At 42.8% G+C, this 26,562-nt stretch carries 18 protein-coding genes, 1 rRNA gene, 1 riboswitch and 1 other annotated feature (1 of these 21 only partly in view); of the genes, 12 read left to right on the forward strand and 7 right to left on the reverse strand.

Annotated elements, in window-relative coordinates; translation table 11 throughout:
• Positions 1–73: ribosomal RNA gene (gene rrf, locus ACR65H_RS17845) — 5S ribosomal RNA — on the forward strand; the annotation flags it as partial.
• A gap of 54 nt (positions 74–127) precedes the next feature.
• Here the strand turns inward: rrf and ACR65H_RS17850 are convergent.
• The gene (locus tag ACR65H_RS17850; protein ID WP_440502221.1) at positions 128–580 is read right to left on the reverse strand and encodes a hypothetical protein; all 453 of its coding nucleotides are present in this window, start codon (positions 578–580) and stop codon (positions 128–130) included.
• Positions 581–686: 106 nt separating this feature from the next.
• Here ACR65H_RS17850 and ACR65H_RS17855 point away from each other — a divergent pair, with 106 nt between their 5' ends.
• From ACR65H_RS17855 to ACR65H_RS17875, 5 genes are all read left to right on the forward strand, one after another.
• Complete coding sequence (locus ACR65H_RS17855; RefSeq protein WP_440502223.1) at positions 687–1,502, forward strand: YihY/virulence factor BrkB family protein; 816 nt, start codon at positions 687–689, stop codon at positions 1,500–1,502.
• A 2-nt stretch (positions 1,503–1,504) separates the two neighbouring features.
• The gene (locus ACR65H_RS17860; RefSeq protein ID WP_440502225.1) at positions 1,505–2,179 is read left to right on the forward strand and encodes a response regulator; all 675 of its coding nucleotides are present in this window, start codon (positions 1,505–1,507) and stop codon (positions 2,177–2,179) included.
• Complete coding sequence (locus tag ACR65H_RS17865) at positions 2,176–3,555, forward strand: sensor histidine kinase (RefSeq protein WP_440502227.1); 1,380 nt, start codon at positions 2,176–2,178, stop codon at positions 3,553–3,555. Before ACR65H_RS17860 ends, ACR65H_RS17865 begins: the two co-directional genes overlap by 4 nt.
• Before the next feature lie 74 nt (positions 3,556–3,629).
• Positions 3,630–4,028, forward strand: coding sequence for a hypothetical protein (locus ACR65H_RS17870; RefSeq protein WP_060203917.1), 399 nt, complete (start codon positions 3,630–3,632; stop codon positions 4,026–4,028).
• Complete coding sequence (locus tag ACR65H_RS17875; RefSeq protein WP_440502229.1) at positions 4,028–6,145, forward strand: MMPL family transporter; 2,118 nt, start codon at positions 4,028–4,030, stop codon at positions 6,143–6,145. The genes ACR65H_RS17870 and ACR65H_RS17875 overlap by 1 nt, the downstream gene beginning before the upstream one ends.
• Before the next feature lie 78 nt (positions 6,146–6,223).
• Here the strand turns inward: ACR65H_RS17875 and ACR65H_RS17880 are convergent, their stop codons facing one another.
• From ACR65H_RS17880 to ACR65H_RS17895, 4 genes are all read right to left on the reverse strand, one after another.
• Positions 6,224–6,961: an ABC transporter ATP-binding protein gene (locus ACR65H_RS17880; protein ID WP_440502231.1), complete on the reverse strand. Its 738-nt coding sequence runs from the start codon at positions 6,959–6,961 to the stop codon at positions 6,224–6,226.
• 1 nt (position 6,962) lies between these two features.
• Positions 6,963–8,594, reverse strand: a complete 1,632-nt coding sequence (locus tag ACR65H_RS17885; protein WP_440502232.1) for an ABC transporter permease — start codon at positions 8,592–8,594, stop codon at positions 6,963–6,965.
• 66 nt (positions 8,595–8,660) lie between these two features.
• Positions 8,661–9,731 (reverse strand): Fe(3+) ABC transporter substrate-binding protein, encoded by a 1,071-nt coding sequence (locus tag ACR65H_RS17890; RefSeq protein ID WP_440502234.1) that lies wholly within the window; start codon positions 9,729–9,731, stop codon positions 8,661–8,663.
• 248 nt (positions 9,732–9,979) lie between these two features.
• Positions 9,980–12,118 carry a type IA DNA topoisomerase gene (locus ACR65H_RS17895; protein ID WP_440502236.1) on the reverse strand — a complete coding sequence of 713 codons (2,139 nt, stop codon included), beginning with the start codon at positions 12,116–12,118 and terminating at the stop codon, positions 9,980–9,982.
• Positions 12,119–12,424: 306 nt separating this feature from the next.
• On the opposite strand from ACR65H_RS17895, the gene pdxR reads away from it, so the two are divergent.
• The 5 genes from pdxR (at position 12,425) to ACR65H_RS17920 (ending at position 21,621) form a co-directional block, all read left to right on the forward strand.
• Entirely contained in the window at positions 12,425–13,876 is a 1,452-nt protein-coding gene (pdxR, locus tag ACR65H_RS17900; protein ID WP_440502238.1) for a MocR-like pyridoxine biosynthesis transcription factor PdxR, read from the forward strand.
• Positions 13,877–14,730: 854 nt separating this feature from the next.
• Complete coding sequence (locus tag ACR65H_RS17905) at positions 14,731–15,831, forward strand: DUF4145 domain-containing protein (RefSeq protein WP_440502240.1); 1,101 nt, start codon at positions 14,731–14,733, stop codon at positions 15,829–15,831.
• Positions 15,832–16,005: 174 nt separating this feature from the next.
• The gene (locus ACR65H_RS17910) at positions 16,006–18,687 is read left to right on the forward strand and encodes a DEAD/DEAH box helicase family protein (RefSeq protein WP_440502242.1); all 2,682 of its coding nucleotides are present in this window, start codon (positions 16,006–16,008) and stop codon (positions 18,685–18,687) included.
• A gap of 86 nt (positions 18,688–18,773) precedes the next feature.
• A riboswitch (SAM riboswitch) is annotated at positions 18,774–18,874 on the forward strand.
• Between the two features lie 89 nt (positions 18,875–18,963).
• On the forward strand, positions 18,964–20,073 hold the full coding sequence (locus ACR65H_RS17915) for a 5-methyltetrahydropteroyltriglutamate--homocysteine S-methyltransferase (protein ID WP_440502244.1): 1,110 nt from the start codon (positions 18,964–18,966) through the stop codon (positions 20,071–20,073).
• Positions 20,074–20,220: 147 nt separating this feature from the next.
• Positions 20,221–21,621: a right-handed parallel beta-helix repeat-containing protein gene (locus ACR65H_RS17920; protein ID WP_440502246.1), complete on the forward strand. Its 1,401-nt coding sequence runs from the start codon at positions 20,221–20,223 to the stop codon at positions 21,619–21,621.
• A 114-nt stretch (positions 21,622–21,735) separates the two neighbouring features.
• Here the strand turns inward: ACR65H_RS17920 and yiaA are convergent, their stop codons facing one another.
• Positions 21,736–22,206, reverse strand: coding sequence for an inner membrane protein YiaA (yiaA, locus tag ACR65H_RS17925; RefSeq protein WP_440502247.1), 471 nt, complete (start codon positions 22,204–22,206; stop codon positions 21,736–21,738).
• A 382-nt stretch (positions 22,207–22,588) separates the two neighbouring features.
• Between yiaA and ACR65H_RS17930 the strand changes: the two genes are divergently transcribed.
• Positions 22,589–23,371, forward strand: a complete 783-nt coding sequence (locus tag ACR65H_RS17930) for a hypothetical protein (protein ID WP_440502249.1) — start codon at positions 22,589–22,591, stop codon at positions 23,369–23,371.
• A 140-nt stretch (positions 23,372–23,511) separates the two neighbouring features.
• On the opposite strand, the gene helD is transcribed toward ACR65H_RS17930, so the two are convergent.
• Positions 23,512–25,848: an RNA polymerase recycling motor HelD gene (gene helD, locus ACR65H_RS17935; protein WP_440502251.1), complete on the reverse strand. Its 2,337-nt coding sequence runs from the start codon at positions 25,846–25,848 to the stop codon at positions 23,512–23,514.
• Between the two features lie 472 nt (positions 25,849–26,320).
• Positions 26,321–26,562: a binding site (T-box leader), on the forward strand (it continues 13 nt past the right edge of the window).

Raw genomic sequence — 26,562 nt, forward strand, 5'->3', positions numbered from 1 at the left:
ACACGGAAGTTAAGCTCTTCAGCGCCGATGGTAGTAGGGGGCTTCCCCCTGTGAGAGTAGGACGTCGCCGGGCAAAGACCATCCCTGTGGGGGTGGTTTTTTTGTGTTTACAATTATTGCATTCCAATCAAACATGCTTAGCAAGCTTCCGCGCGTCCAAAGAGATGCCATCCTCGTCCAAAGCAAGCTTCCGCGCGTCCAAAGAGATGCCATCCTCGTCCAAAGCAAGCTTCCACGCGTCCAGAGAGATGCCATCCTCGTCCAAAGCAAGCTTCCACGCGTCCAGAGAGATGCCATCCTCGTCCAAAGCAAGCTTCCGCACGTCCAAAGAGATCCATCCTCGTCCAAAGGAAGCTTCCACGCGTGCAAAGAGATGCCATCCTCGTCCAAAGGAAGCTTCCACGCGTCCAAAGAGATGCCATCCTCGTCCAAAGTAAGCTTCCGCGCGTCCAAAGAGATGCCATCCTCGTCCAAAGGAAGCTTCCACGCGTCCAGAGAGATGCCATCCTCGTCCAAAGCAAGCTTCCGCGCGTTCAAAGAAGTGCCTCTCGCAATTAATACCAAGCCCCACAACTCTCAATACAAGCCTCCCAAAGTCCAAACCAACCATCCTCTACCAATTAATTTTCAAGCATTCAATTTCTTTTGGAAGAATAGGGTATATTGAAGGGAGGAGGTGAGAGAAGGTGATTGTAAGCAATGTGGCGAAGAGGTTTTTCAAGGAGCGATTTTTTGATCAGGCGGCGCAGACGGCGTATTATTTGCTGTTATCGATGTTTCCTTTTCTCATATTCCTGTTCTCCTTGCTTAGTTATTTGCCTGTAGATGAAGAGATGTTTTTGGCGTTTCTTCGTCCGTTTGCGCCGAGTGAGGCTTATGTGATCATTGAACAGAATGTACAGGCGATTATTTTTAAAGTGCAAGGGAACGTGTTATATACAAGTTTGGCAGCTGCATTTTGGCTGTCATCAGTTGCTGTGCAATCATTGGCACGCTCCTTGGACCAGGCATATGGCTATGTCAGGCGATATGCTTTTTGGAAAGTGTTGATCCGGGATTTGGGTGTCACGTTATTATTTATGCTAATCCTTTCCTTGTCACTGTTTTTGCCGTTAGTAGAGAGAGCTTTGCATGAAGTCGTGACCTATTATGATACGTTGGAGCAATGGCGTGGCTGGAAAACTGTTTGGCCGATGGTGAAATGGGGTCTTGGGACGTTGTTCTTGTTCCTGTTTTTCCTATTGTTTTACAAAGTTGTTCCGACAGGTAGAATGAAAGTGAAGGAAGTATTGCCGGGAGCGATTTTCTCTGCAATCGGCTGGCAGCTTTTTTCCCTATTTTTCGGAAGCTATGTGGCAAATGTCGATTATACAAGGCTTTATGGACAGCTGTCCGGAATCATCCTGCTCGTTTTGTGGTTTTATTTGACGGCTATTATATTGATGGTTTCAGGGCTGCTCAATGCAGAAATCCGGAAATATTTAAAAGGAAAAGGAAGATAAATATGAAAATACTTGTCGTGGACGACGACCCAAATATTTTGCAATTGGTAAATATCCATTTATCCCAAGCAGGGTATGAAGTGATCAAAGCTGCTAATGGGGCACAGGCACTTGCGAAGCTAGAGGAACAACTTCCAGACTTGGCGGTTGTTGATGTAATGATGCCCGGGATGAATGGATTTGAGTTGACGAAGAGGCTGCGGTCGGAAGCGGATATTCCCGTTTTATTGCTGACAGCGAAAGGCGAACTGGAGGATAAAGAAAGGGGCTTTTTGGCGGGATCCGATGATTATGTCGTTAAACCATTTGAGCCTAGGGAGCTTTTGTTCAGGATTAATGCCATTTTACGGAGATATGACAAAGCAGTCGATATGATTATCCAAGCAGGGCCGCTTAAGATCAACAGGCAAAGCTATGAAGTGTCAATTGGAAAAAAAGTGCTGTTGCTTCCATTGAAGGAGTTTGAGCTGTTATCTGTACTTGCCTCTAAGCTGAATCAAGTTTTTGAACGTGACTTCCTTATTGAGCGCGTATGGGGCTTCGATTATGAAGGGGATGAGCAGACACTGAACGTCCATATCAAACGGCTGCGCGATAAGCTGGAAGGGTTGCCTGATGACATTCGTATAACAACAGTACGCGGAGTAGGCTATAAGCTTGAGGTGTCCGAAACATGAGGTCCCTCTATGGAAAATTCCTTTCCTTCACAACAGGTATAATGCTGACGAGCACTATCATTGCTTTTCTCATCGTGAATACATATTATCATCAGCAATTGAAAGGGCAAAACGACGCAAAGAACATGGATATTGCCCTTGCGATTGCTGACTACATCGAGAAAGAGAAGCCTTCCGATTTGGCAAGCTACTTTAGAACACAGGCTGCCACCGGCTATAAGTTATTCATCGTGAATGAAAACCGGAAGGCAAGCATGTATGGTACGCCATTCCGAGTTGAGAATTTAAGGACCGCTTCAGTGGAACAGGTACTGGATGGACAACTATACCACGGTATGAGGGACTTAGAGACAGAGACTTTTATGACCGGCTTTTTCTCCGACCAACTTGCAAACACGGTAGGCGTACCATTTACATATAATGGGGAAGCGTATGCACTCTTCATGAGACCGAATATTAAAATGCTGTTCACGGAAGTCCATTTTCTATTAGGTGGCATGGTCGTCGTCATGGCAATTGTCAGTCTATTGTCTATGTTGATTGTAGCGAAGAAATTGATTGAGCCGATTACGAAGTTGACTGCAGCTGCCAAAAAGGTCGGCGACGAGAAATTCACCGGTACACTTGATATCCATCGGAGGGATGAAATCGGCCAGCTGGCACAAAGTTTTCAGCGGATGACCGAGAAGCTCAGTGAAAATGATCGGATGCGTAAGGAATTCATCAGCGACGTTTCACATGATTTCCAGTCGCCTTTACTCAATATAAAAGGATATGCCAATTTGCTTATGGACAGCGAACTGCCCGAACAGGAGCGGCAAAGCTATGCGAAAGTTATTCATTCCGAGACAGAGCGTCTCTCTTCATTGACGAAGCAATTATTGCTATTAACGTCGCTCGACCAATTGGAGTCTCCTTTGAAACCAAGTAAATTCCGTTTGGATGAGCAATTAAAAGAAGTCATTCGCAAGCAAAGATGGCTCTTGGAGGAAAAGCAGATGTCACTTGTCATGGAGCTGGATGAATCCGAAATAATAGGGGATCCTGCTTTTCTAGAAAAGGTATGGGAGAACCTGCTTTCCAATGCATTGAAATATACGGATGCAGGTGGAGAAATCGACATTCGCCTGACAGATGGAACGGATAAAGTGAAGGTCACTATTCAGGACAACGGGGCAGGAATCGCAGCTCAACATTTGAGCAGGCTGTTTGATCGTTTTTACAGAGTCGACCATTCAAGGACGCAGGAAGTCGAGGGAACAGGGCTCGGACTCTCCATTGTCCATCAAGTCGTGAAACTCCACGAGGGCCGAGTAGAAATCGATAGTGAAGAAGAGGTAGGAACGGCATTTACGGTCACACTACCTAAATTGTAATATTCTGTTCATGTTCCGTTCATGTTGGCTCTTTAAGATAAGGGTATAACATGAACGAAACAGGAGGAAATGACATGCAAGAAAAATGGAGTATACGGTTAATTAGGATTTCAGCAATCTTTGGAGTAATCGGGGCATTTTTAGGATCCCATATGGCAGGGGCTGGATCGTACGCCTTCCGTCCAATCCATGCGCACATCCTCGTCGTCGGTTGGTTATCTGTCTTCGCTTGGGGTGTCTTCTACAAAATCTATAAGGTTCGTGCGAAAAAGATGGTTGCCGCCCATGGTTGGACTGCAATTATCGGATCTATCGGTTTGACAGCAGGAATGTGGCTACAATTTATGAACCCGTTTGGTGTAAATGAAACATTCTCGCTTATCTTCTATATTGTCGGTGGAAGCGTTCTGCTTATCAGCTTTGTGCTATTTGTTTTAGTGACATTTCTTATCGAGAGAGAAGGAAGACGCTAATGAGTGAAGGAAAATTAAAAGGAAGGCGAATTTGGTGGGTCTCAATTGGAATTTGGCTTCTGCTTGCAGTTCTGCTATCCGCAATTGCACCGGGGAGCAAAGAAAACGTCGTTGCCAATAAAGATGCCGGCCTGCCGTCTGACGCGCCTTCCGTAGTGGCTGCCCACCAGCTTGAAAAGTACTTTCCGAATGATGGAGGAATCCCGCTATTTGCAGTGTTCCATAAGGATAACGGTCTAACTGACGAAGAAGTCGTGAACTTTGCGCAAGCTATTGAATCTTTGAAAGAGGATAAAGCATTTGAAGAGGTCGATGTCGTTCCTTTATCCAAATTACAGCCTGAGCAACGCGCTTCATTCCTATCTGAGAATGAAAAGACATTTTTCATTCCGCTATCATTGCCGCAAAACCTTGAAGGAAAGGACATGAACAAATTAGTTCAATCCATTAAGGAATCTGTCGGCGATCAGTTCGCAGATGGAACCGAATTGTCATGGACGGGACCGGCTGGAATTGCATCAGATGCAGTTGAACTGTTCAGCCAAGCGGATATCGTCCTATTGCTGTCCACTGTTGGGCTTATATTGTTCTTATTATTAATCATTTACCGCTCGCCATTATTGACGTTAATCCCTCTGGTCGGTGCAGGGATTGTTTACGCAGTCGTCGATCGAGTGGTCGGTTTCACGACTGCGCAAGGATGGTTTGGTGTCGATAGCCAGGCGCTGTCGATTATGACGATTCTTTTATTTGCAGTTGTTACGGACTATTCGTTGCTGATCTTCTCTCGCTATCGTGAAGAGTTAAAAGTGCATGAGGATGCAAATGTGGCGATGAAGGAAACGATGCAGCATGTAAAAGAACCGATTTTCTTTAGCGGAAGTACAATCTTGTTGGGTGTTGCAACGTTGTTTTTCGCTATGTATGAGCCGTACCGTAACTTTGCGCCAGTATTTGCGCTTGCTGCAGGGGCAATGCTTATTGCAGGGTTGACGCTATTGCCTGCATTATTTGCTGTGATCGGCAGGAAAGCTTTTTGGCCGGTCATTCCGAAGTATGGGGAAGCAACAGTTGAAAAGAAAACGATTTGGGGCAAGGTGGCAGCCGTTGTAACGAATAAGCCATGGCAATTCTTGATCCCAATTTTATTGCTATTAGCTTTAGGTACTTGGAATATGACGAATATGAGAGAGTCATACGATTTGATCGCTTCTTTTCCGGAAGATCTTTCATCCAGAGTAGGATACGAGCGGTTAGGAGCTGACTTTTCGGAAGGAAGCTTGGCACCAGGTACGTTGCTACTTGTCTCTAATAATCAATTAGGCATGGAAGAAATGAAGGCGGTAATTGAGAAGATAGAAGAAGATCCTGCCATTGCCCAAATAACGACGCAGGGTAATCCTTTGAATGAGGATGGAACTGCAGCAAAATTCTCTGTTACGTTTGAAGGCAATCCGTACGATGAAGAAGCATTCGATGCTGTCTTGAATCTTCGGGAAGATAGCGAAATGATTTTAAAGGAAGCTAACCTAACGGATACAACAATGTATATTTCAGGCGAAACGGCGGTCAATACAGATTTGAGAGACATCAATGACCGAGATACATGGATCGTCATGGCCTTAATGACTGCTTTAATTACCATCATGTTAGGCTTCCAGACAAGATCGATTATCGCACCGATTTATATGATCGGAAGCATCTTGTTGTCGTTTACGGCTACCATTGGCTTGGCGTATTTCCTATTCGAAGTGTTCCTGAACCTTGATGGCCTTAGCTATCGGATCCCGCTCTACGCATTCGTCTTCCTCGTAGCACTGGGTGTCGATTATTCCATCATGCTCATCGCCCGAATTCGGGAAGAGATGAAAGTAATGCCTTTTGACGATGCGGTACGTAAAGGGGTGGAGCGTACTGGAGGTGTCATAAGTTCCGCAGGATTGATTTTAGCGGCGACTTTCCTCGTACTTGCGACAATGCCGATTTATGAATTGAAGCTATTCGGCTTCATCATGGCGCTCGGCATTTTAATCGACACATTCATCGTCAGACCGTTGCTAATTCCAGCGCTATTAGTACTGCTGGGCAAATGGAGTTTTTGGCCGAAGCGTATGTAATCAATGAAAAACGTCACTTCCTATGCTAGGGAGTGACGTTTTTGTATTCACTTCGTACAGAATCCCGAAGCCTCAAATTCATACATTTACCAGTTCTTTATTAGGCAATAACTCGATGCCTTGTGCATCTGTTAAGCTGCCCAGCAAGTCGCATGGCCGTCCGACTTGTTCGATGACGCCATCTTTGATCTTTACGATCCGATCCGCAAGCGTGTGGGCATCGTTTTGATTATGTGTAACGAATATTGCAGTAGTGTTAGCTTTCTTTAATATCCGGCGAAGATCTTCTCGTATTTTAACAAGAAGTTCGGTGTCTAGATTACTAAAAGGTTCATCCAAAAGAATGAGCTCAGGTTGAGGTGCAATCGCACGTGCAAGTGCCACACGTTGTTGTTGACCACCGCTTAGCTGATGCGGATAGCGCTTTTCATAACCTTCCAATTCGACGAGTTCCAATACTTCATTCACACGTTTCAACTTATCATTCCGACTCATTTTGGGGAGTCCGAATAATACGTTATCTTGAACACTCATATGCGGGAAAAGCGCATAATCCTGAAACACCATACCAATACCGCGTGATTCAGGTTGGACGAATGTGTGCTTGTCAAACATTGTTTTATCGCCTAACGTAAATGAACCACCTTTCGGCATCTCAAGACCGGCGATCAGTCGAAGAATCGTACTTTTACCACTTCCGCTTCGACCAAGTATAGAGATTATTTCTCCCTTGTTTACTGAAAGCGTGAAAGCTTCGACTGCATTTGAAGACGAATTCGAATAGGTGAAACACATGTTTTGAATATCGATAAACATATTATTCCGACCCCTCTCTAAGCAACTTGTTAAAAACGAATATTGCAATGGCACTGACACCGACTATGAGTAAGGAAGCTTGTGAAGCTTCCATGATTTTTTCATCACTTGCATACTGGAACGCCTTTGTTGCGAGCGTATCATAGTTGAACGGCCGCAAAATGAGCGTCAATGGAATTTCTTTTAAAATATCGACAAAGGTGAGGATAAATCCGCTTAAAATTGCGCCTTTCATCATCGGTATATCAATTTTAAAAAATGTACGCATACCGCTCACGCCTAGCATACGCGAGGCATCACGAAAGTCTGTACCGATTTTCGTGTAACCCGATTCAATGGAATTGTATCCGATTGCGAAGAACCTTATGATGTATGCACTAATTAGCATAACTAGGCTAACGCTTAAGACGAGCTCAGAATCCAAACCTAAAAACATATATACAGGTTCTAGGTACCGATCAATCGCAATGAAAGTTGTGACTACGGCCACCGCAATGACCGCACCTGGTATGGAATAGCCAAGAACCGTTAACTTCGGTAAAACTTTTGCATACTTGTGCTTCGTAATACGGCTGAAGTTCCCAATGATGAGGGAGAATAAGATGATCAGCAATGCGGCTGTCCCTGCAACAATGATTGAATTCTTCGTGTATGTCAACACTTCCTCCATAGGAACTTTGCCGAATGTGAGCACAACCCAGTCCAACAACTGAAGAACTGGAATAAGGAATGAAATTGTAAAAATAAGCAATGTATAAGATGTTGCCATAGCTGCCTTTTTTCCGGTCAATTTCACAAGCGGCAGTGGTCTAAGTTTGGTCGATGCAAAACCGTATTTCTTTCCACCACGGAGAACCCACTCAATTACAAGAATGAAAATGACGATACCCATCAGGCAAGCTGCTAGTTTTATGGATGAATCCAAATCTCCTAGGCCGAACCACGTTTGAAAAATTGCAGTGCTGAATGTTTGAATACCGAAATACTTAACAACACCATAGTCATTTAATACTTCTAATATGACTAGGCTTACCCCGCCTATCACTGATATACGGGAGATAGGAATAATAACTTTCAGGAAGATTGCTACAGGTCCTTTCCCCAGTATCCGTGCACTTTCAACGAGAGATGCAGCTTGATTGGACAAGAAAATTCTCGTAATCATATAAACATATGGATATAAGAATATCGTGTAAATGAAAATAGCGCCAGGGACATTCATAATATCGAAATAGGCTTGATTCACTGCTACATCAAAATGATTTCGAAGCGTCTTCTGAATGACGCCCGTATAATTAAGGATACCATGATACGTATACGCGCCAATGAATGGCGGTATCGATAAAGGCAAGATGAGTGACCATTTCATGAAATTACGAAGTGGAAAATCATATTGTGCAATAAGCCAAGCAAGGCTAAGCCCAATTGCAATGGTGAATATGGCCGTGAAGAATACAAGTGTGAGCGAAGACTTAATATAGTTTAGAAGCATGAATTCACGAATATGCCCCCAGTTCTCACTTGTAGGTGTAAAAATGCCTGTAACAATCGATAAATTCGGCACAAACAGTAAAATAATAATGAGTACCGCTCCGATTGTCCAACCATTCACGTTTGCAATTCGCCTTTTCATGATCAAACCCATCCTTTATCTTTTCCGCAATAACCCCCTACCGCAAAAGCGACAGGGGGCAAACAATTACTTCCAACCTACTTCGTTAAAAATCATAATAGCTTTTGCATTATTTTCTCCAAGAACTGTGAGTGGGAGTTCCTGTTCCTTAAATTCACCCCAAGATTTGAGAAGATCCGCTGGCTCGACATCTTGGTTTACCGGATATTCGTAGTTTGCTTCCGCAAATGTATATTGTGCTTCATCGCCAGTTAAGAATTCAAGAAGTTTTAATGCATTGTCCGCGTTTTTTGAACCTTTCACGACTCCAGCTCCGCTAATATTGACGTGTGTTCCAGTCGTTTCTTGGTTCGGGAAGAAAATTCCAAGTTGCTCTGCCACTTTTACTTCTTCAGGATCTTGGGAGTTTAGCATTTGCCCAAAGTAATATGTGTTCATAATTGCAATATCGCCAATGCCTGCAGCAATTGCCTTCGCTTGGTCACGGTCCCCGCCTTCCGGACTGCGTGCCATATTGTTGACAATGCCTTGTGCCCATTCTTTCGCTTTTTCTTCACCATCAACATCGATGAAAGAAGCTAATAGAGATTGGTTATAGACACTTTCGGATGAACGGACGAGAACTCGTCCTTTCCATTTATCATCTGTTAGTGCTTCATAAGTTGATAACTCTTCTGGTTTCACTTTATCCTTATTATATACGAAGATACGCGCCCGTTTCGTTAAACCTACCCACATATCATCAGAATCACGGAACTTTTCTGGTACTTGTTTCGACAAAATGTCACTTGACACTGCTTGAAGTAAGCCTTGCTCTTTTGCACGGTATAGTCTACCTACATCTGCCGTCAAGAAAACATCGGCTTTCGTTGCTGATCCTTCACGTTTAATCCGTTCAATCAACTCATCAGCTTCACCTTTTATGACGTTCACTTTAATGCCGGTCTCGTCCTCAAACTTTTTGTATAGTTCGTTATCGACGTCGTAATGTCTGCTCGTGTATAAATTGACTTCAGTTTTTTCGTTTTTCTTTTGCTTCTCGCTATCTGTTGCATCGCTGCTTTGCTTCGTACCATTCCCACATGCCGCAAGAATGAGTAGCAAAGAGGCGAGCAGGAGCATTAAACTTTTCTTCAAGTGATTTTCTCTCCCAACTAGTATGTTTAGATTGATAACGATTCTCAATCTCATTACAAATATAAAGTGAAGGAGCAAAAGAGTCAACAATTATATGTGAAATTTAATGAAAATATTGATTCCTAAAAATACCATAGGTGAGTGGGTTGGGGGAGGGCGGACAAAAAGCGGTTCCAAACAGAAATTGGCTGACATGAGTCGGTTTAATACCGTCTTCACATCAGCCAATCAGCCGCATACTACTACTTTTATTTTTGAAACACCAAATTCAGTTTCCCGTTTTCCAGTGCAAGACTGGCATCAAACTTATTGCCGTTGTTGGCGGTGAATCCTTTTATCGTATTCGTTTTACCTTTTGTGCAAAGAAGTTTAACTTGTGAAGGTGTCAGCTTCTTCTTCAGAAATATCCCTGGGAAAGTTTGCTTACACCCATTTTTATAATTGCTGCAGCCGTAGAACCCTTTCCGAGCGAGAATCATGCCCGTTTTACAAGCAGGGCATGGGGCGACTTCTGTCGCTTGATAAGATCCCCGTGATTTCGATTGCCGAGGAGGAACCTTCGTCGCATCGATCGGCTTTGCTTCCAACTGTTTCGGCACATCATCCAAGAGCTTCGCGATGAACTTCGAAATATTATCGAGGAAATGCTGTCCGCTTCCTTCTCCATTACCGATTTTTCGCAAATACGTTTCCCATTTCGCTGTCATTGACGGGCTGGCAAGCAGATTTCCTTCGATTGCCTGACAAAGCACACGGCCTTTCTCTGTAATCGACACGATATTTTTAGATACAGTGATATACCCATGTTTTTTAATCGTCTCGATAATGCCACTTCGAGTCGCTTCAGTTCCAAGCCCCTCGATCTCTTTTAAAATATCCGTTTCTTCTTTGTCCTCGACCAATTTCCCGCAAGTTTTCATCATCGCGATGAGCTGACCTTCCGTGTATGGCTTTGGCGGCATCGTCTTGCCCTCTTTAATGTCGATATCGGACTCTACGGTCTCTTGCATCCGTATTGGCGGCAAAGCAGGCTCGTCTTTTTCATCCTTGGACCGTTGGAATAAAGCCTTCCATCCCAGATCCTTTTCCGTTTTGCCAGTCGTAAAAAACGGCAGGCCTTTCACATCCGTCGTCACTTTTGTCTCTGTATACAAATAATCGGTATGGAACATTGCAAGTGTCGTACGGACGACTTCTTCATATAAATTCCGCTCAATCGGGGAGAGTCGGCCAAGTACAGCATGTGTCGGAATCTTCTTCGTCGGAATGATGGCATAGTGTTCCTGCACCTTTGAACTGTCGACATACCGTTTTTTCGGAGCAAGGGAAGCAACTGGGAAAGGATGACCGATCAGTTGTTGGTAATCGCCGACTTGGTCCTTCAAATACGCAAATTCATTCGGCGTAATATGACGCGCATCCGTCCGAGGATAGGTGACAAGCTTCTTCTCATATAAGCCTTGCATCGTCTTCAATACGTTTGCCGGGCTCATCTTCCAACGCCGGTTCGCTGTCGCCTGCAAAGTTGACAGAGAATGGAGCTGAGGTGGCGGCGTCCGCTTGTCAGTATGGGTGACAGAGGTAATAATCCCTGGTGAATTCTGCTGAATTCCATGCTTGGCAAGCAGTTCCTGAATGATCTCCCGCTTCTGTTCCTTCGCTTTCGCCTTGCCTTTATACGTACCTTGTTCGGCTTTGAACATCGCTTCTACTTCAAAAAACGGTTCCGATACGAATGTCTCAATCTCGCGCTGCCGTTGATAGATCAAGTACACCGTGGGAGACTGAACACGTCCAATCGGAAATACTTCCTGAACCCCTTTCGCTTTCAATAGAAGTGTATACAACCGGGAAGCATTCATCCCGACGAGCCAGTCGCTGATCTGGCGCGATTTCGCCTCTTCATACATCTGCAAATCCTTTCGGTTGTCCCGTAAATTTGCAAACCCTTTCCGTACTTCATCCACTTCAAGTGAGTTGATCCAAAGCCGTTTGATCGTCTGGTTGCGGGCGCCTGTTTGATAATAAATGCTGTAGAAGATATTCGAACCTTCCCGATCCACGTCGCAAGCGTTAATGACCGTATCCGTCCCACGAATGAGCTTCTTTACAATCTGGAATTGCTTAAATTTTCCCTTCGCCACTTGAAACTCATATCGGTCGGGCAGGATCGGCAGACTCCCGAGCGACCAACGCTTCCAAGCAGGGTTGTACGCATGCGGCTCTTTCAACTCGACCAAGTGGCCGACGCCCCATGTGATGTACGCACCTTCCGGAAAAATCGGGCATGGGTTGATTTCTAGGAAACCTTCATGCTTTCGCACAGAAAAAGCGTCTGCATACGCTTTCGCTTGGGATGGTTTTTCAGCTAGGATGACTGGCCTCACACTAGCCCCTCCTTTCATTAAACGATGAAACATTCGTTCTGTTATTATCGCATAAATGGAAGAAGTTTACGAGTTGGGAGCAAGGATCTAAAGTGAGATTAATCTTCATGAAAGGTTGAACAATCGGGGAAATTCACGTTTGTTTTAATTGTTTGAGTGACTGTCATCCGATTCGTGGACAAGGTCATCTTTAACACTACTTCAGGATACTGATGTCAGGAGATGATATAATGGCATTTACTGTATCATTATGAGCATAGTACAAGATTTGCTATATGAAAACTTACAAATAAAGGGTGGAGTATAATGCAATTTATGCTAGACCGTTCAATAAAAAAACCTATGTATAGGCAACTTGTAGAACAAATAGAGAATGCAATTATATCGGGAGATTTATCTCAGGACCAGCCATTACCATCTGAACGTGAGTTGGCAAAAAAGTTACAGATAAATAGGAGCACGGTGGTGACTGCTTATGATGAGCTAGAGGCAGTCGGGTTAATTGTCAGAAAGATAGGGAGCGGCACATATATAAATACGGATATATGGGGGCTGACTCATAAAAGGGTTCCCAATTGGGGGAGATATGTAGAGGATGGCTCATTTCTTCCGAATCTTCCGTTGGTACAGAAACTTCGTAATGAAACTGAGCAAAAAGGAATGATTAACCTATCAAGCGGGGAACTTGCAGCAGATTTACTACCTAACGTCCAATTCGCTAGGATTCTTAAAGAGCATGCGTTTGATGAGCATTTAGGTTACGATCATCCTTTAGGCGATGCGGGATTACGGGAGACCATTTGTAAACATATGAAAACGTATAAAAGTATGGTAGTTCAGCCAGACTCCATATTGATTACATCGGGTGCTCAGCAAGCAATACACCTAATCGTTCAATGCTTGTTAAAACCAGGTGATACAGTAGCGATTGAAGACCCATCCTATGCATTCTCTTTACCGATCTTTCAATCATTTGGTGTTAAAACGCTCTTACTCCCAGTTGATCAATATGGTGTAAATCCTGATGATATTGAGGCTTTACAAAGAAAACATCGAATTCGTATGCTCTTCTTAAATCCTGATTATCAAAATCCTACTGGCACGAAAATGTCGCTGGAACGCCGAAAGAGAATATTGGAATTATCATCAAAGCACGGTTTCCCCATAATAGAGGATGATCCTTATAATTTGACGTCATTCGACGGGTGCATTGGACCTACGTTAAAGTCAATGGACGATAATGATAATGTTTTATACATTAGTTCGTTATCAAAAGTGGTTGCATCAGGACTGCGCATTGGTTGGATTATTGGTCCGGAAAAAGTGATTAAACGCTTGTCAGACGGCAAACAGCAAATTGACTTTGGCCATAGTGTTTTTCCGCAATGGATAGCGAATCAATTTCTAGATTCCCCCCAATTTCACAAACATGTTTCAGATTTAAGGTTTCAACTGAGGGAACGAAGGAATGCGTTAATTTTGGCATTGGACAGCTTATCTAAAGATGAGGTTACATATTTAGTGCCACAAGGCGGAATTCATTTATGGTGTAAAATAAATCACGAAATTGATGAATATAAGTTACTTGAAGAATCCATGAAAAAAGGTGTTTCATTTGTACCTGGGAGAATAATGGGATCAAAAAATGGATACGTTCGATTTACTTATGGCAGAGGGAACGAAGCTACAATAAAAGAAGGCATTTCTAGGTTTGTCTACGCGCTAATAAATAATGGGGGAAAGTTTGAAAATGTCTAAGTTCTAAAGAACTCCAATAACTTTTTAGTTCCTCCATTTTTAAGAAATCTTAGACGGTTCCTGAGACAAAAAGTACTTTTTGTCTCAGGAACCGTCCTCTGTTGTTACTGAAAGATAAATATGGCTATAAGAGTCACTATAACAATAAATGGGATTGTTAAAAGATAAGCCCATAGCAGAGAAGAAAAACTGTTTTCACTCTTGTAACCTTTATTCATAGAATTAGCTGCGGATATGGTCAAAATTAGTCCGACAGCTAAAACAATAATTACAAAAATGAATGAAACTATGAGAGCTACCTTCATGCCTTACTCCTTTTTATAAATATTTTTTATTCTATACGTTATAATTTTACAATATAAAACATTTTCGAGAACCATCCATTTAAGGGTTATTTAAACCAACCACTTTTTGAGGAAATTGAACATTTACTAAAAGCAACAATTTAGAGAATTAAAGATAAAAGAAACTTGAAAATGCACATAAATCTAGATGTTAAATAAGATTATGCGCATTTTTTATGTATAAATGAAAAAATAACGAGATATCTATGTGGTATTTAAATAAAGATAAGATTGTTTATTATGCAGAGAAGGATGACGGGTTTCGTCAGAATTTTTGAGCAAGTTTATTAGAATAGACTAAGATTTCTTTAATTCCTATCGTTAGAAAGAGAGAAAAGCTTTACATGAGTGAGCTGTTTGTTAAGTGACTTGCTGATAGCATTTGACGGGTAAAAAGAAGCGTTCCACAGGGCTGGATACCGATTGTTTAATAGGGTCTTTCAATGGGGAAAATACAGTGCAAGGGCTTTGCGCCGTCAAATACACGCACTCATGAGGAGATCTTCGGTCATGAAAAATAACCCATCCTATTTTTATCAATTTTTAGAGCCAGTGTCCGAACAGCTGGCTGAAATAGCTAGTGAGCTGGAGAAAGGCATTTATTCCAGCCCTCAGACGATGCTGATGCACTCGCGGACATTTGTCGAGGCGATTTTGCAGCGGGTCATGGTGGCGGAACAACTGTCAGGCGAGGACCATCTTAAACTGAAAGACAGAATCGACCTGCTGGAGAGCAAGGGGTTGTTGAAAAAGGAAGTTCTTGATGCGCTTCATCAGGTTCGAATGAACGGAAATTCCGCAGCGCATGAAACGAGGACATTTCGGTATTCGGAGGCTCTTCTTTCCTGGGAGGCAATCTATACGATCATCGGGTGGTATGTTAGTAAGTACTGCCCGAAGGATGTGAAAGTACCGGCATATCAAGATCCCGAACCAAAGAAAGGCGATGAAACAGAAGTATCCGAATTGGAAGCAAGGCTGCAAAGTATGGAGGCCTTAATCCGCTCAAACATTCAACAACAAAAAGGACTCACCGAAGACTTTGAGGCAGCGGCCGATTCGGAGAACCTGGCAGATACAATGCCGGGCCTAGCAACTGTTCGCACAATCGTTTATAAAGACAAAAGTCTTGAAATCCCACACTTCCTTCGGGACGAATTCCTGTTGCCGCAACGTTTCAAGGAATCGGAACGTTTTCTCATGATGCTCGGTGCCGAAGAAGAGGTGCGGATCATGAGCGAACTGCCGAATAACTTGGAGGGACTGCATGAAGATGCGGAAGGGTTCAGTGAGAAGGATGATGAGGTATTATTCGAAGAACTGAAACATTACATTGAAGAAGAGATAGCGAGGCGCGAGGTGGATTTGGCAAACCCGGGGAAGCTCATTTTCTTCTATAATTCGGATTACGTGATTGTCACCGATCAATTAGCGAAGGTCTCTCTAACCGAAGAGGAGTTCGACGGCAATCCAAGTTTCTTCGCTCAACTACATGAGGATCAGATTGAAAGGGTCGGACAGCTTCCGAGTGACTTGGTTACGTTAACGAAATACGATGATGTGGATTTCGAGACAGTGGAAGAACTGTTTGGGCAATTGAAGGGAAAGTAAGCGAGTAAGTTATTGAGGTATTTGAAGGCACCGTATCCGATTATTTTTGGATGGGTGTCTTTTTTGTGAAATCAGTGGAGGAACAACAGACGGGGTATTTGAAACTTTATAAGGGTACGAAGCGTAAAGGGTAGAAGCTGCCATTAACCGACTTGCGAACGGAGAGGTGATTTGATGAATTCATTCCCGAAGGACATTCAATTCTGTTATGAATGGCGGTCTTATCAGGCTCGTGCCCTTCAAGCATTAGACAGCCATCTGTCAAACGGGCACTTCCACCTAGTTGCCCCTCCCGGCTCGGGGAAAACGGTATTGGGATTGGAAATCATGTTGAGAATCAATCAACCGACCTTAATTATTGCACCCACCCTTGCGATCAAACAGCAATGGAAAGAACGCTTCACTGAATTATTCTTGGGAGGGAAGCAGCCTGAATGGCTATCGATGGATATTGCGCAACCGAATTTCATTACGGTGACGACCTATCAGGCGCTGCATGGCGCCTATCAAGAAACCGATAATTCCGAGGATATTGAAGAGGAAACCGGAGATGATCAGGAACTTGAATCAAATCAGGAAGCTGTGAAATCGGATAAAGCCGGCATCCGACGGAGTCTTGCTGAGTTCGGCTTCGGCACACTTATTTTGGATGAAGCGCATCATTTACGCACGGCTTGGTGGAAGTCGATGATGACTCTCCGGAATTCTCTACAAGATATCCATGTAGTGGCCTTGACGGCTACACCGCCATTCGACGTGTCCGCTCTGGAATGGGAGCGGTATGTGGAACTATGCGGGCCAATCGATCTTGAGATAAGTGTCCCTGAACTGGTAAAGGAGAGAGAGCTCTGTCCGCACCAGGATTATGTCCACTTCTCGTCTCCTGAAGGGGAAGAGCTGAAAATGATTCTTCACTTTCGAGAAGAGGCGGATCAATTCGTCCAGGAACTTTTTGCCGATGGATATCTACAGCAACTGCTTGAAAACCATCCGTGGATGAAAGATTCCAGAGAATACATAAAAGAAATACTTGATCAGCCCGCCTATTTTTCAAGCATGTTAATTTTCCTTAAGCAGGTGGGCAGTGAACACTGCAAAGAAGCAATGTCTATTTTGGGAATGCCCGAGCACACACTGCCACCGTTTACATACGAATGGCTTGAAGAACTGTTAACGGGAATTTTGTTTTCTGATGAAAGGGTGACGGATACAGACAATTTGCGGAAGCGGATTAAATTCCAGCTATCGCAAATAGGAGCAATCGAGCGAAGAAGCGTCAAGCTGCTTTCCACGGCAAAAATGAATCGAAAGCTTACTCATAGTATCTCCAAACTAGCGGGCATTTGTGAGATTGTGAAATGGGAGAAACAGCTACTGCAAGAGAAACTGCGAATGGTCATCTTGACCGATTACATCCATCTTGAGGATTTGCCCGCTAGTTCAGTTGATGAATTGCCACTTCGACGCATTGGCGTTGTGCCCATCTTTGAGAAAATCCGGCGGGAGGCTGGCCTTCATGTGAAAGCAGGAATTCTGACAGGTTCACTTGTCATTCTGCCGAAAAGCGAACAAAGGCTTGCACAGGAAGTTTCAAAACGCCAGGGAATTGAGATTGAGTGGAAAGCGTTAGCGCATGATGCTTCGTATATCCGTGCCGATTTGACAGCCGGAAATCGGCAAAAGATGGTTGCCGTCCTGACAGAGGTGTTTACATCAGGTGACCTTCAAGTCTTAATCGGAACAGCGGCCTTGCTCGGGGAGGGATGGGATGCGCCGTGTATCAACTCACTGATCATCGCTTCCTATGTCGGCTCGTTCATGCAATCAAATCAGATGCGTGGAAGAGCCATCCGGGTGGATAGGAATAATCCCAGCAAGACCTCATCCATCTGGCATCTCGTATGTGTGGATCGTGACGTGGCAGACCCGGGGCATGATTATGCATTACTGACCCGCCGTTTCCGATCACTTGTTGGGGTGAGTGAGAAAGAGGACCTGATTGAGACAGGGCTGTCGAGGCTGAATCTTGAAGAATCACCCTATACGCCACGAATAATCAAGATGCTGAACGAACGGACTTACGAGAGAGCATCGGAACGAGATCGTTTATTTGAAAGATGGCAGCGCGCCATTGACAAGGGACGGAAAATGGAGGAGGAACTTAGTACTGAAAGACGTTCGTTGCCCCGGCCTTTTTATTTGCCTCATTCATTGAAAGCCTTGTCCTACATAGCCGGTTTCACACTTGTAGGGGAGATGTTTGATGCGGTTCGATTTTTTATGAATTTTCGGGACGTTCCGGTTGGGGGCGGGTTATGGCTAGGGTTGATTGTAGGGATGGCATTCGGTCTTCCATCTGTTCTCAAGGTTGTGAGATTATACATGAAGCATCCTTCTGTCGAATCCAGCATGGCGGAAATCGGAAAGGCGATCTACTTGTCACTCCATCATGCCAAAGCCGTGCACACGCCTTACACGGAAGGTATGATCCATGTGACCGAGGACCGAATGGGTGCCTATACATGCTGGCTTACGGAAGGGACGACACATGAGAAGAACGTGTTTATGGGCGCCTTGCAAGAGTTCATTGCACCGATTGAGAATCCTAGATATCTCATCATCCGCCGTACAGGCAGCTTGCTGAAACGAAAAGACGTCCATGCCATTCCTTATGAAATTGCTAGGAAAAAAGAATATGCCCAATTTCTCCATGCAGAATGTGAAAAGCGCATAGGGGATTGCGAACTTATTTATACACGAACGATCGAGGGAAGAAAAAACCTGCTGCGGGCGCGAATGAATGCCTTGTCCGCAGCATTTGTAAAAAAAGCGGACCGGATCAGCGGATGGCGATAAGAAATATATAAAACTAAAAAATATCTAAATATACTTGACATTCAATCCACTCACATATAAAGTGGTGAATAACTTAATAAGCGACTTTCTTATCCAGAGAGGTGAAGGGACTGGCCCTATGAAGCCTCAGCAACAGACTTGTAAAGAACTGTGCTAATTCCAGTAGCGAAAAGCTTGGAGATAAGAAGAGTGGACGCCGACTATTGCTGAACTCTTCTTATATATGAGAAGGGTTTTTTCCTTATTAAGAAAAAATAAGAAATGGGGAATTTAGCAATGACAAAAACAGTTACGAAAGCAGCACCATTTAGGGCGGATCACGTAGGGAGTTTATTAAGACCGGAAAACCTGCATGAAGCAAGAAGATTATTTGCAGAGAGAGAAATTACAGCTGAGCAGCTTCGCAACGTAGAAACAGCGGAAATAACTAGAATCGTTGATAAACAGATTGAAGCTGGGTTAGAACTTGTGACGGACGGAGAGTTCAGGCGTCGTTTTTGGCATACGGATTTCCTTGAGCATTTAAACGGAATTGAAGGATATGTACCGGAACAAGGCTATATTTTTAGCGGCGATGAAGAAACGGAGCGCTATAATATTCGTAACATCGGTAAAATTTCATTTAATCCTGACCATCCGCATATTAAAGATTTCATAGAGTTTAATGGAATTGTTAACGGACGTGCAGTTGCCAAACAAACAATTCCAAGTCCAAATCAATTGTTTAATATCGGAATAAGAGATGAAAATATATACCCGGATATTGAAGACTATGCAAAAGATATTATCCAGACATATCGTGATGCAATAAAAGCTTTCTATGAGGCAGGCGTCCGCTATTTACAATTGGATGATGTGTATATTGCCGGCCTTTCTTCACCGGATATTCCATTTAATGACGGCAAATATTCAAGAGAATATTTAATTGACTTAGCGCTTCGTGTGGTCAATGGAGTGTTGGATGGGAAACCTGAAGACCTGTTTGTGACAACTCATTTATGCCGAGGAAATTACCGATCCAACTGGGCTTTTGAAGGCAGTTACGATATAATTGCTGAAAGATTTTTGGCAAAAGAAAAAGTGGGTGGATTCTTCTTGGAATATGACGATTATCGCTCAGGCGGCTTTGAGCCACTTCAATATATTAACAATGGCGGGGCAAAGGTCGTTTTGGGTGTAATTACATCTAAGAGTGGGGAACTTGAAGATAAAGAGTTGGTTAAATCGCGGATTGAAGAAGCGACGAAATTTGTACCACTTGAACAAATTTGCTTAAGCCCACAATGCGGATTCGCTTCAACGCATCATGGAAATAAGTTGACAGAGGAAGAGCAGTGGGAGAAGTTGAAGTTTATTGTAGAATTGTCAAAAGAGATTTGGGGTTAATGAAAGGACACTAGATAGATAAGCGGAGGACCGTTTGAGGAACACTCTTACGGCACCTCCGCTTTTTTACTGGTCTCGGCGACTTCTATATCATACATTAGCTTGAATATACTTATACGTCAGATTGATTCTAAGAGGGAGGATTAAATGAAGAAAATTATTATTGTCCTCTTGGTCGTAGCTGCTATTATGGCGGTTTTTGTCTTAACTGACAGTACACCCGAAACGGACAATGCACTATACGTCTCCGTAAAAGGAAATGATCAAAATGATGGGACAAAGTCAAAGCCGTTTCGAACACTTGAAAAGGCAGCATTAGAAGCTGAAGCCGGAACGACTGTTTATATCCGAAAAGGAACATACCATGAAAAACTTATCGTTCAACATAGTGGAATAAAATTAAAACCAGTTATTTTTAGAGCCTACAAAAAAGAAGAAGTTGTTCTAAGTGGAACGAATGCAAAGGGTGGTCAAGCAGGCATCTCCTCCTTAGTTACGATAAACGATAAAAACTATGTGACGATTCATGGATTAACGTTACAGGATATAAAAACTGATGTAGCAGATGAAACGGTAGTAGGGATTTATGTAACTGGCTCTAGCAGTCATATTACATTAGAGAATAACCATGTGCGCAGAATAGAAACCCATGCGGAAGAAGGAAATGCCCATGGAATCGCTATATATGGAACAGGGCCAATGAAAGATATAAAAGTAATTAATAATACCGTGGAAAATTTGAAACTCGGTTCAAGTGAAGCTCTTGTGCTTAATGGAAATATTGACGGCTTCAAGGTGGAAAGTAATCTAGTTCGTCGTAGTGATAATATCGGGATTGATCTAATCGGCCATGAGGGTATATCCAATGATGAAAAGGCTGACTTTGTAAGAAATGGTGTAGTGAAAAATAATACAGTTTACGAAATATCTTCATACGGTAATCCAGCTTATGGAGAGGATTACTCCGCTGGGGGGATTTACATAGATGGTGGAAAAAATATAACCTTAGAAGAGAATATTATTTATAAATGTGATATCGGAATTGAAGCGGCTTCTGAACACGCCGGTAAATATGCTGAGCAAGTTATCATTATTAACAATATCATTTATGACAATTTTTATACTGGAATTTCAATTGGCGGGTATGATGAAAAGCGTGGAGGCACTATAAATTCCACAATTTCTCAAAATGTCATTTACCGAAATGATACAAAGGGGTTAAATGGGGGTCAATTATTATTGCAGCACGATACAAAAAATAATGTAATTGAAAAAAACATTTTGACGGCAGGGCCTTCTCGTTTATTTATCGCCAACTATTTTTCTACAAATCATAAAAACAAACTAAAGAAGAATGTATTTCATAAGGAGAAAGGAAAAACTGGCTTTTGGGTTTGGAAAGAGGAAGAGTACACTGCTTTCCCAGAGTTTATTTCTGCTTCAAATAGTGATACACAATCGATTTACGCAGATCCGAAGTTTAAACATGAAGACAAATATGATTTCAGACTGAAAAAAGGTTCACCCGCAAAGAAAAATATGAAATAATGTTCATAATAATTTGCAAAGAAATTTAGTTGCTAGTATGAATAAGAGCGACAGAAGAAAAACCCCGTTCCGGATTTGGAACGGGGATGGCTATGCGGATTGATGGAATAGACCTCAATCGCTCTCTCTTGCTTTCTGTGCATCTCGAATGTTTTTCTGAACGGTGATAGCTGCAAAAATACTTAGAACAAAAGCCATTCCGTAAAACCCTTTTTCACTTAAAACGATACTTCCTGCATTGTACAAGCCAATGCCCATCAATAAAATGGCTATAAGTAGTGCAAGCCAGCTAATGCCATAATAAATATTCGTCACTGGAATACCTTCATCTTTATCTCTTACTGCTTTTTGCAAAGAGACAGAAGAATAAAGACCAAATATTAATATCGCGAAATAATATCCTTTTTCATTCAGCTCCATTGCTGCGTTAAATAGTCCAATTAAATAAGCGGATACTCCGATTAATAGTGCTGCCCAGGAGGCCCCTTTGAATGCCGCGGTCGGTTCCCCAGCCTTCCTTTCTACTTTCATTTTCGGCTCGTTTTGTTTATCCCTATCAAATAAATCTTCAATATCGCTCTTCATTGAAAATTCACCATCCTTTTAGATTATCATATCCAAAGAGGTTTACGTCGGCAACATATTTTTCCAAGTCCTGTCTAAGAAGAAGTCGATTGAATCCAATATGTTTGCAATAATGGCGGGGATTAAAGCGGATTTGAAACCTTTCGCAGGACGGCTCGTAAAGACAGTGTCAGGGTTTATAGAACATGGATAAAATCGAAAGGGGGTAAACGTCATTCCAACAAATTCCACACGATTTTTAACCGGTCTTGGTTGTCTAACTCCTATAGTTGCGATTGGGTTCCTTATCTATTCTATTTTTAATGGCTTTGCCTTTATGGGCATTGTTCTTTCAATTATTGTATTTTTCATTGGAATTATGGTTTTAGGACACTCGCAAATTGTGGAGGGACGTCAAAAGGAAAAACAGAAGGAAGTTTTGCTTTCTCTGAATAAAGATCTAGCAGACTTTGATAAGATGCCATCCCTAACGTCCACTGATTTGTTGTCAAGAGTCGCGGTCGACTATGACAAACAGCGCCTATACATATGGTTTGCGGAAGATAAAGAGGGGGAGGTTTTGCAGAAACCTTATCTAGGTATGCCCTATCGGCTGCTGAATTTTGCGATAAAGGATCTTGATGGCGTTGCGATAGTGGAAGATGGGTTCATCCATTCATCATATGGAACGGTGGATGATATTGCCAAAGGGACAATGGGTGCCATCTCTACGGATCCGAATAAGAAGCCTGTTGACAAAGTAACGTCGCTAGCTCTCCTTCTTAAAATGAATCATGCAAAGCATTCTTTTTTTCAAGTCAATTTCTACAATCAACCATATCTTCCTTTAGCTAAGAGTTCGCCAGAATTTGAGGCGTTTCAGAGAGAAGCCCGAAAATGGTTTGCCAAGCTGGAGATGCTTATGGGAGACCAGCCGGAGCGGATACCGGAACCTTTACAGCCGCTTCAAGATAAGCAAACTTTCATTCAGACAGTTAAAGCTCCTATTCAAACGATTGAAACTCCACAAAAGCCGGAATCTAGCGAATCAATTGAGAGTAAAGTTGAGAAGGAACAGCTTACGACAAAACCACTTGTTCAGGAAGAGGCTGAACTCTCGTATTTTGATCGCCTTGTGGCAGAGAACAAAAGACAGTTGAGCGAGCGTCGAAATAAGGAAAAATGATTTCCCTCATTAATAAACAAAATACAAAAGCCGGCATGATACAAGTTGAGACTAAAACTTGTATCATGCCGGCGCATTGCGTAAATATCAACAGTAGATACTAGGGCAGAAATACTTCTGAAAAGGAAACCGTGCTTTAGTTAAGTTGAGATGAAAGAACCTTGCGGAACGGTTTGCAACAATGGGGTAGGATTACCGACGCTGTACAATTGCAAATCATGCATCGCCCGTGTACACGCGGTATAAAAAATTCTGCGAAGGTTCTCTTCTCCATAAACATGCATGGATGCATTGTAGATGATAACTGCGTCAAATTCGATGCCTTTTGCCAAATACGCCGGCACGACGACAACTCCTTGCTCATACTCCATGGAACCTTTTCGCAGCAGTTTTATGTCTTCGATTGTAGTTAGTGCTTCATATGCACGACGGCTCTCCTCCGCTGATTTGCATATAATTGCGATGGTGTTGTAGCCGATGCTTTGGAAATGCACGACTTTTTCGTTGATGTGGCGGTGCAGTTCTGCATGATCGATCACCTGCTGCAGTTTAGGCAGCTCGCCTTCACGATCAAATGGGATGATCTGCTCACCGTTCGGCATTAATTTTCTTGTGAATTCGATGATCGGCTTTGTTGAGCGATAGCTTCTTGTCATATTGATAACTTCTGTCTCATCAGGGCCAAATAGATTCGTTAGCACGTGGAAATCGACTGTTTCGCTCGCGTGGGCGAAAATCGCTTGATTGAAGTCCCCTAACACGGTCATCTTCGCAGATGGAAACAAACGTCTCAAAAACTCAAATTGAAAAGGAGAATAATCCTGCGCCTCGTCAACGACGATATGTTTTATCGTACGATTTGCCTGAAAGCCCTTGATTAGCTCATTGAGCAGTAAAAAGGGAGTAGCATCCTCGTAGTGAAGCTGGTCTTCATCCAACATGTTCAGAGTTGCTTGGCAAATAGCAGGCCATTCCGGAGGTGTGTCTCCGGTCATCCATTGTTTTATTGCCAAAGGGTCGGCAAACAGCTGCTTATAGATGCCTTTCGTATCGATGAACTCAAATGCCCGAACTTGTCTTTGCAACGGCCTCAATCTCTGTTGCACGATCAATTGAGCTAGCTCTTTTGTGTCCACCTCATAATCGGCAATTGAGTCTCTTTTAAAACCGCGCTTTTTTGCTAAGTACGCATGCGCTTTATTGTATTCCTCGTCGCTGAGCAGCTCGATTCGCTCCAGCACCCATGGTTGATGCCGTTCAACATTTTTTGCCTCTTTTAGTTTATTCAGCAGCCAATCTTTCAACTTTTCAAGTCGGTTATGGAAGCGGAGTGATGTATCTTTTCGATAAAACCGTTCCGCTATTTGCTCTTTGGATACGATCGACTTTCCCCTAAGAATCAAGTCTTTGAATAGCATGCCGGAAACCTCTAACGACTCCCTATACGATTCGATCGCATCAAAGAAAGATGGTGATGCTTTAAATTGAATACTTGCCACTCTTGATTGATAGGAAGGGGAATCCGCTGCGGTTAAGACATATTCCAACTGATCATAAGGATTTTCGACCTGATAGTTCTTGCTTAATCGATGATTCAAGTATTCTTGGAAGGTGACTTGCTGCATATTCTCTTCACCGAGTTCCGGCAAAACATTGGACACATAACTGTTGAACAACGTGTTCGGTGAAAACAGTATAATTTGGTCTGCATTAAGGCTATCGCGATATTTGTATAGCAAATAGGCGATCCGTTGAAGGGCGGCTGACGTCTTTCCGCTACCTGCAGCACCATGAACGATGAGAAGTTTCCCTTGGTCGTGACGGATAATCCTGTTTTGCTCTTGTTGAATAGTAGCGACGATGCTGTGCATATGTTTATCAGTACCTTTGCCTAGCACTTGCTGTAAAATTTCGTCTCCAATCGTGAGGCTCGTGTCAAACATCGATTGAAGAACACCCCCGCGAATCAAATATTGCCACTTTTTCTCCAATCTTCCTTGGATGACGCCGCCAGGGGTAACATAGGAAGCATTTCCTGGCTGATAATCATAGTAGACACTAGAAATTGGCGCGCGCCAGTCGTATATAAGGAAATCTTCTCCACTGTCGTCAGATAACGTATCGATCCCAATGTAAATTTGTTCTTCATTTGAAACACCATCTTCCACGAAATCAATTCGGCCAAAGTAAGGAGCTTCTTTCATTCGGCGCAATGTGGACAATCGTTTGGATGAATGGCGGTGAGTAGTTTGGCTAACCGCGAGTGCTTGCGCTTCTTGTCTCAAGCCGATGATCGTTTCAAGATAGTCGTCAAATGTATCGACATTGACTTTGACTTCATCCCAGAAATGCTTGCGGATATTCACGACTTCATTCCGCTGCCGGGTTGTATCATCCTCCAGTTTTTGAATCCGTTCCGTAATGACCTCCAACACACTGTCCACTCGTTGCTGCTCCTGCTGAAAAGTTGATTTCATAGCTAACACCCCTTTAAAAAAATGAGTAAAAGGCTTGACTGGCGAATAGATTACGTTGTATAATTAAAGTGGGGATAATATATTCACTTTAATTATGAAGTGTCTATCTTAATAAATTTACCATAAGATTGTACATTGTTCAATAGGTGAATTGGGCGTATGCATATTAATATAAACCGCTATCTATAATGAAATGAAAATTAACAGCCTCTTTCCAAGAAGAATTGGAAAGAGGTTTTTTTGTCGTGGAAACTAAAGGTTGAGTGAAAATAGTAAGAATCAGTCAACAAGCATTTTATTTTAATAAGTAACGTTTGGTATGAAATGCTTCTACTTTTGCGATCAAGACACCGGAAACAGAATCCATCTTGCTGAATCTGCTGCACTAGTTGGAAGAATGATCGAAAAGTTATGAAATAATAAATGCTTATTGACTTTTCCAATCACTCTCTGTTAAGTTGTATTGTATAAATGAAAATCCTTGACGAGAAACAGTAAGTGAAGAACCCTGTTCTTTAGAGAGTCGACGCTTGGTGAAAGTCGATGGACAGATCTTTTCCGAAAATCATTCTCCGAGATGCAAGGCTGAATATAGTAAGTCTTGCCGGATTTCCTCCGTTATAGGGAACACGTATGATTGTACGTTGATTGAGAGCCGTATTGTTTCAAATGTTATCTGGAACTTGCGGAATATGGGTGGTATCGCGAGCACAA

The organism is Sporosarcina sp. SAFN-015 (assembly GCF_059415085.1).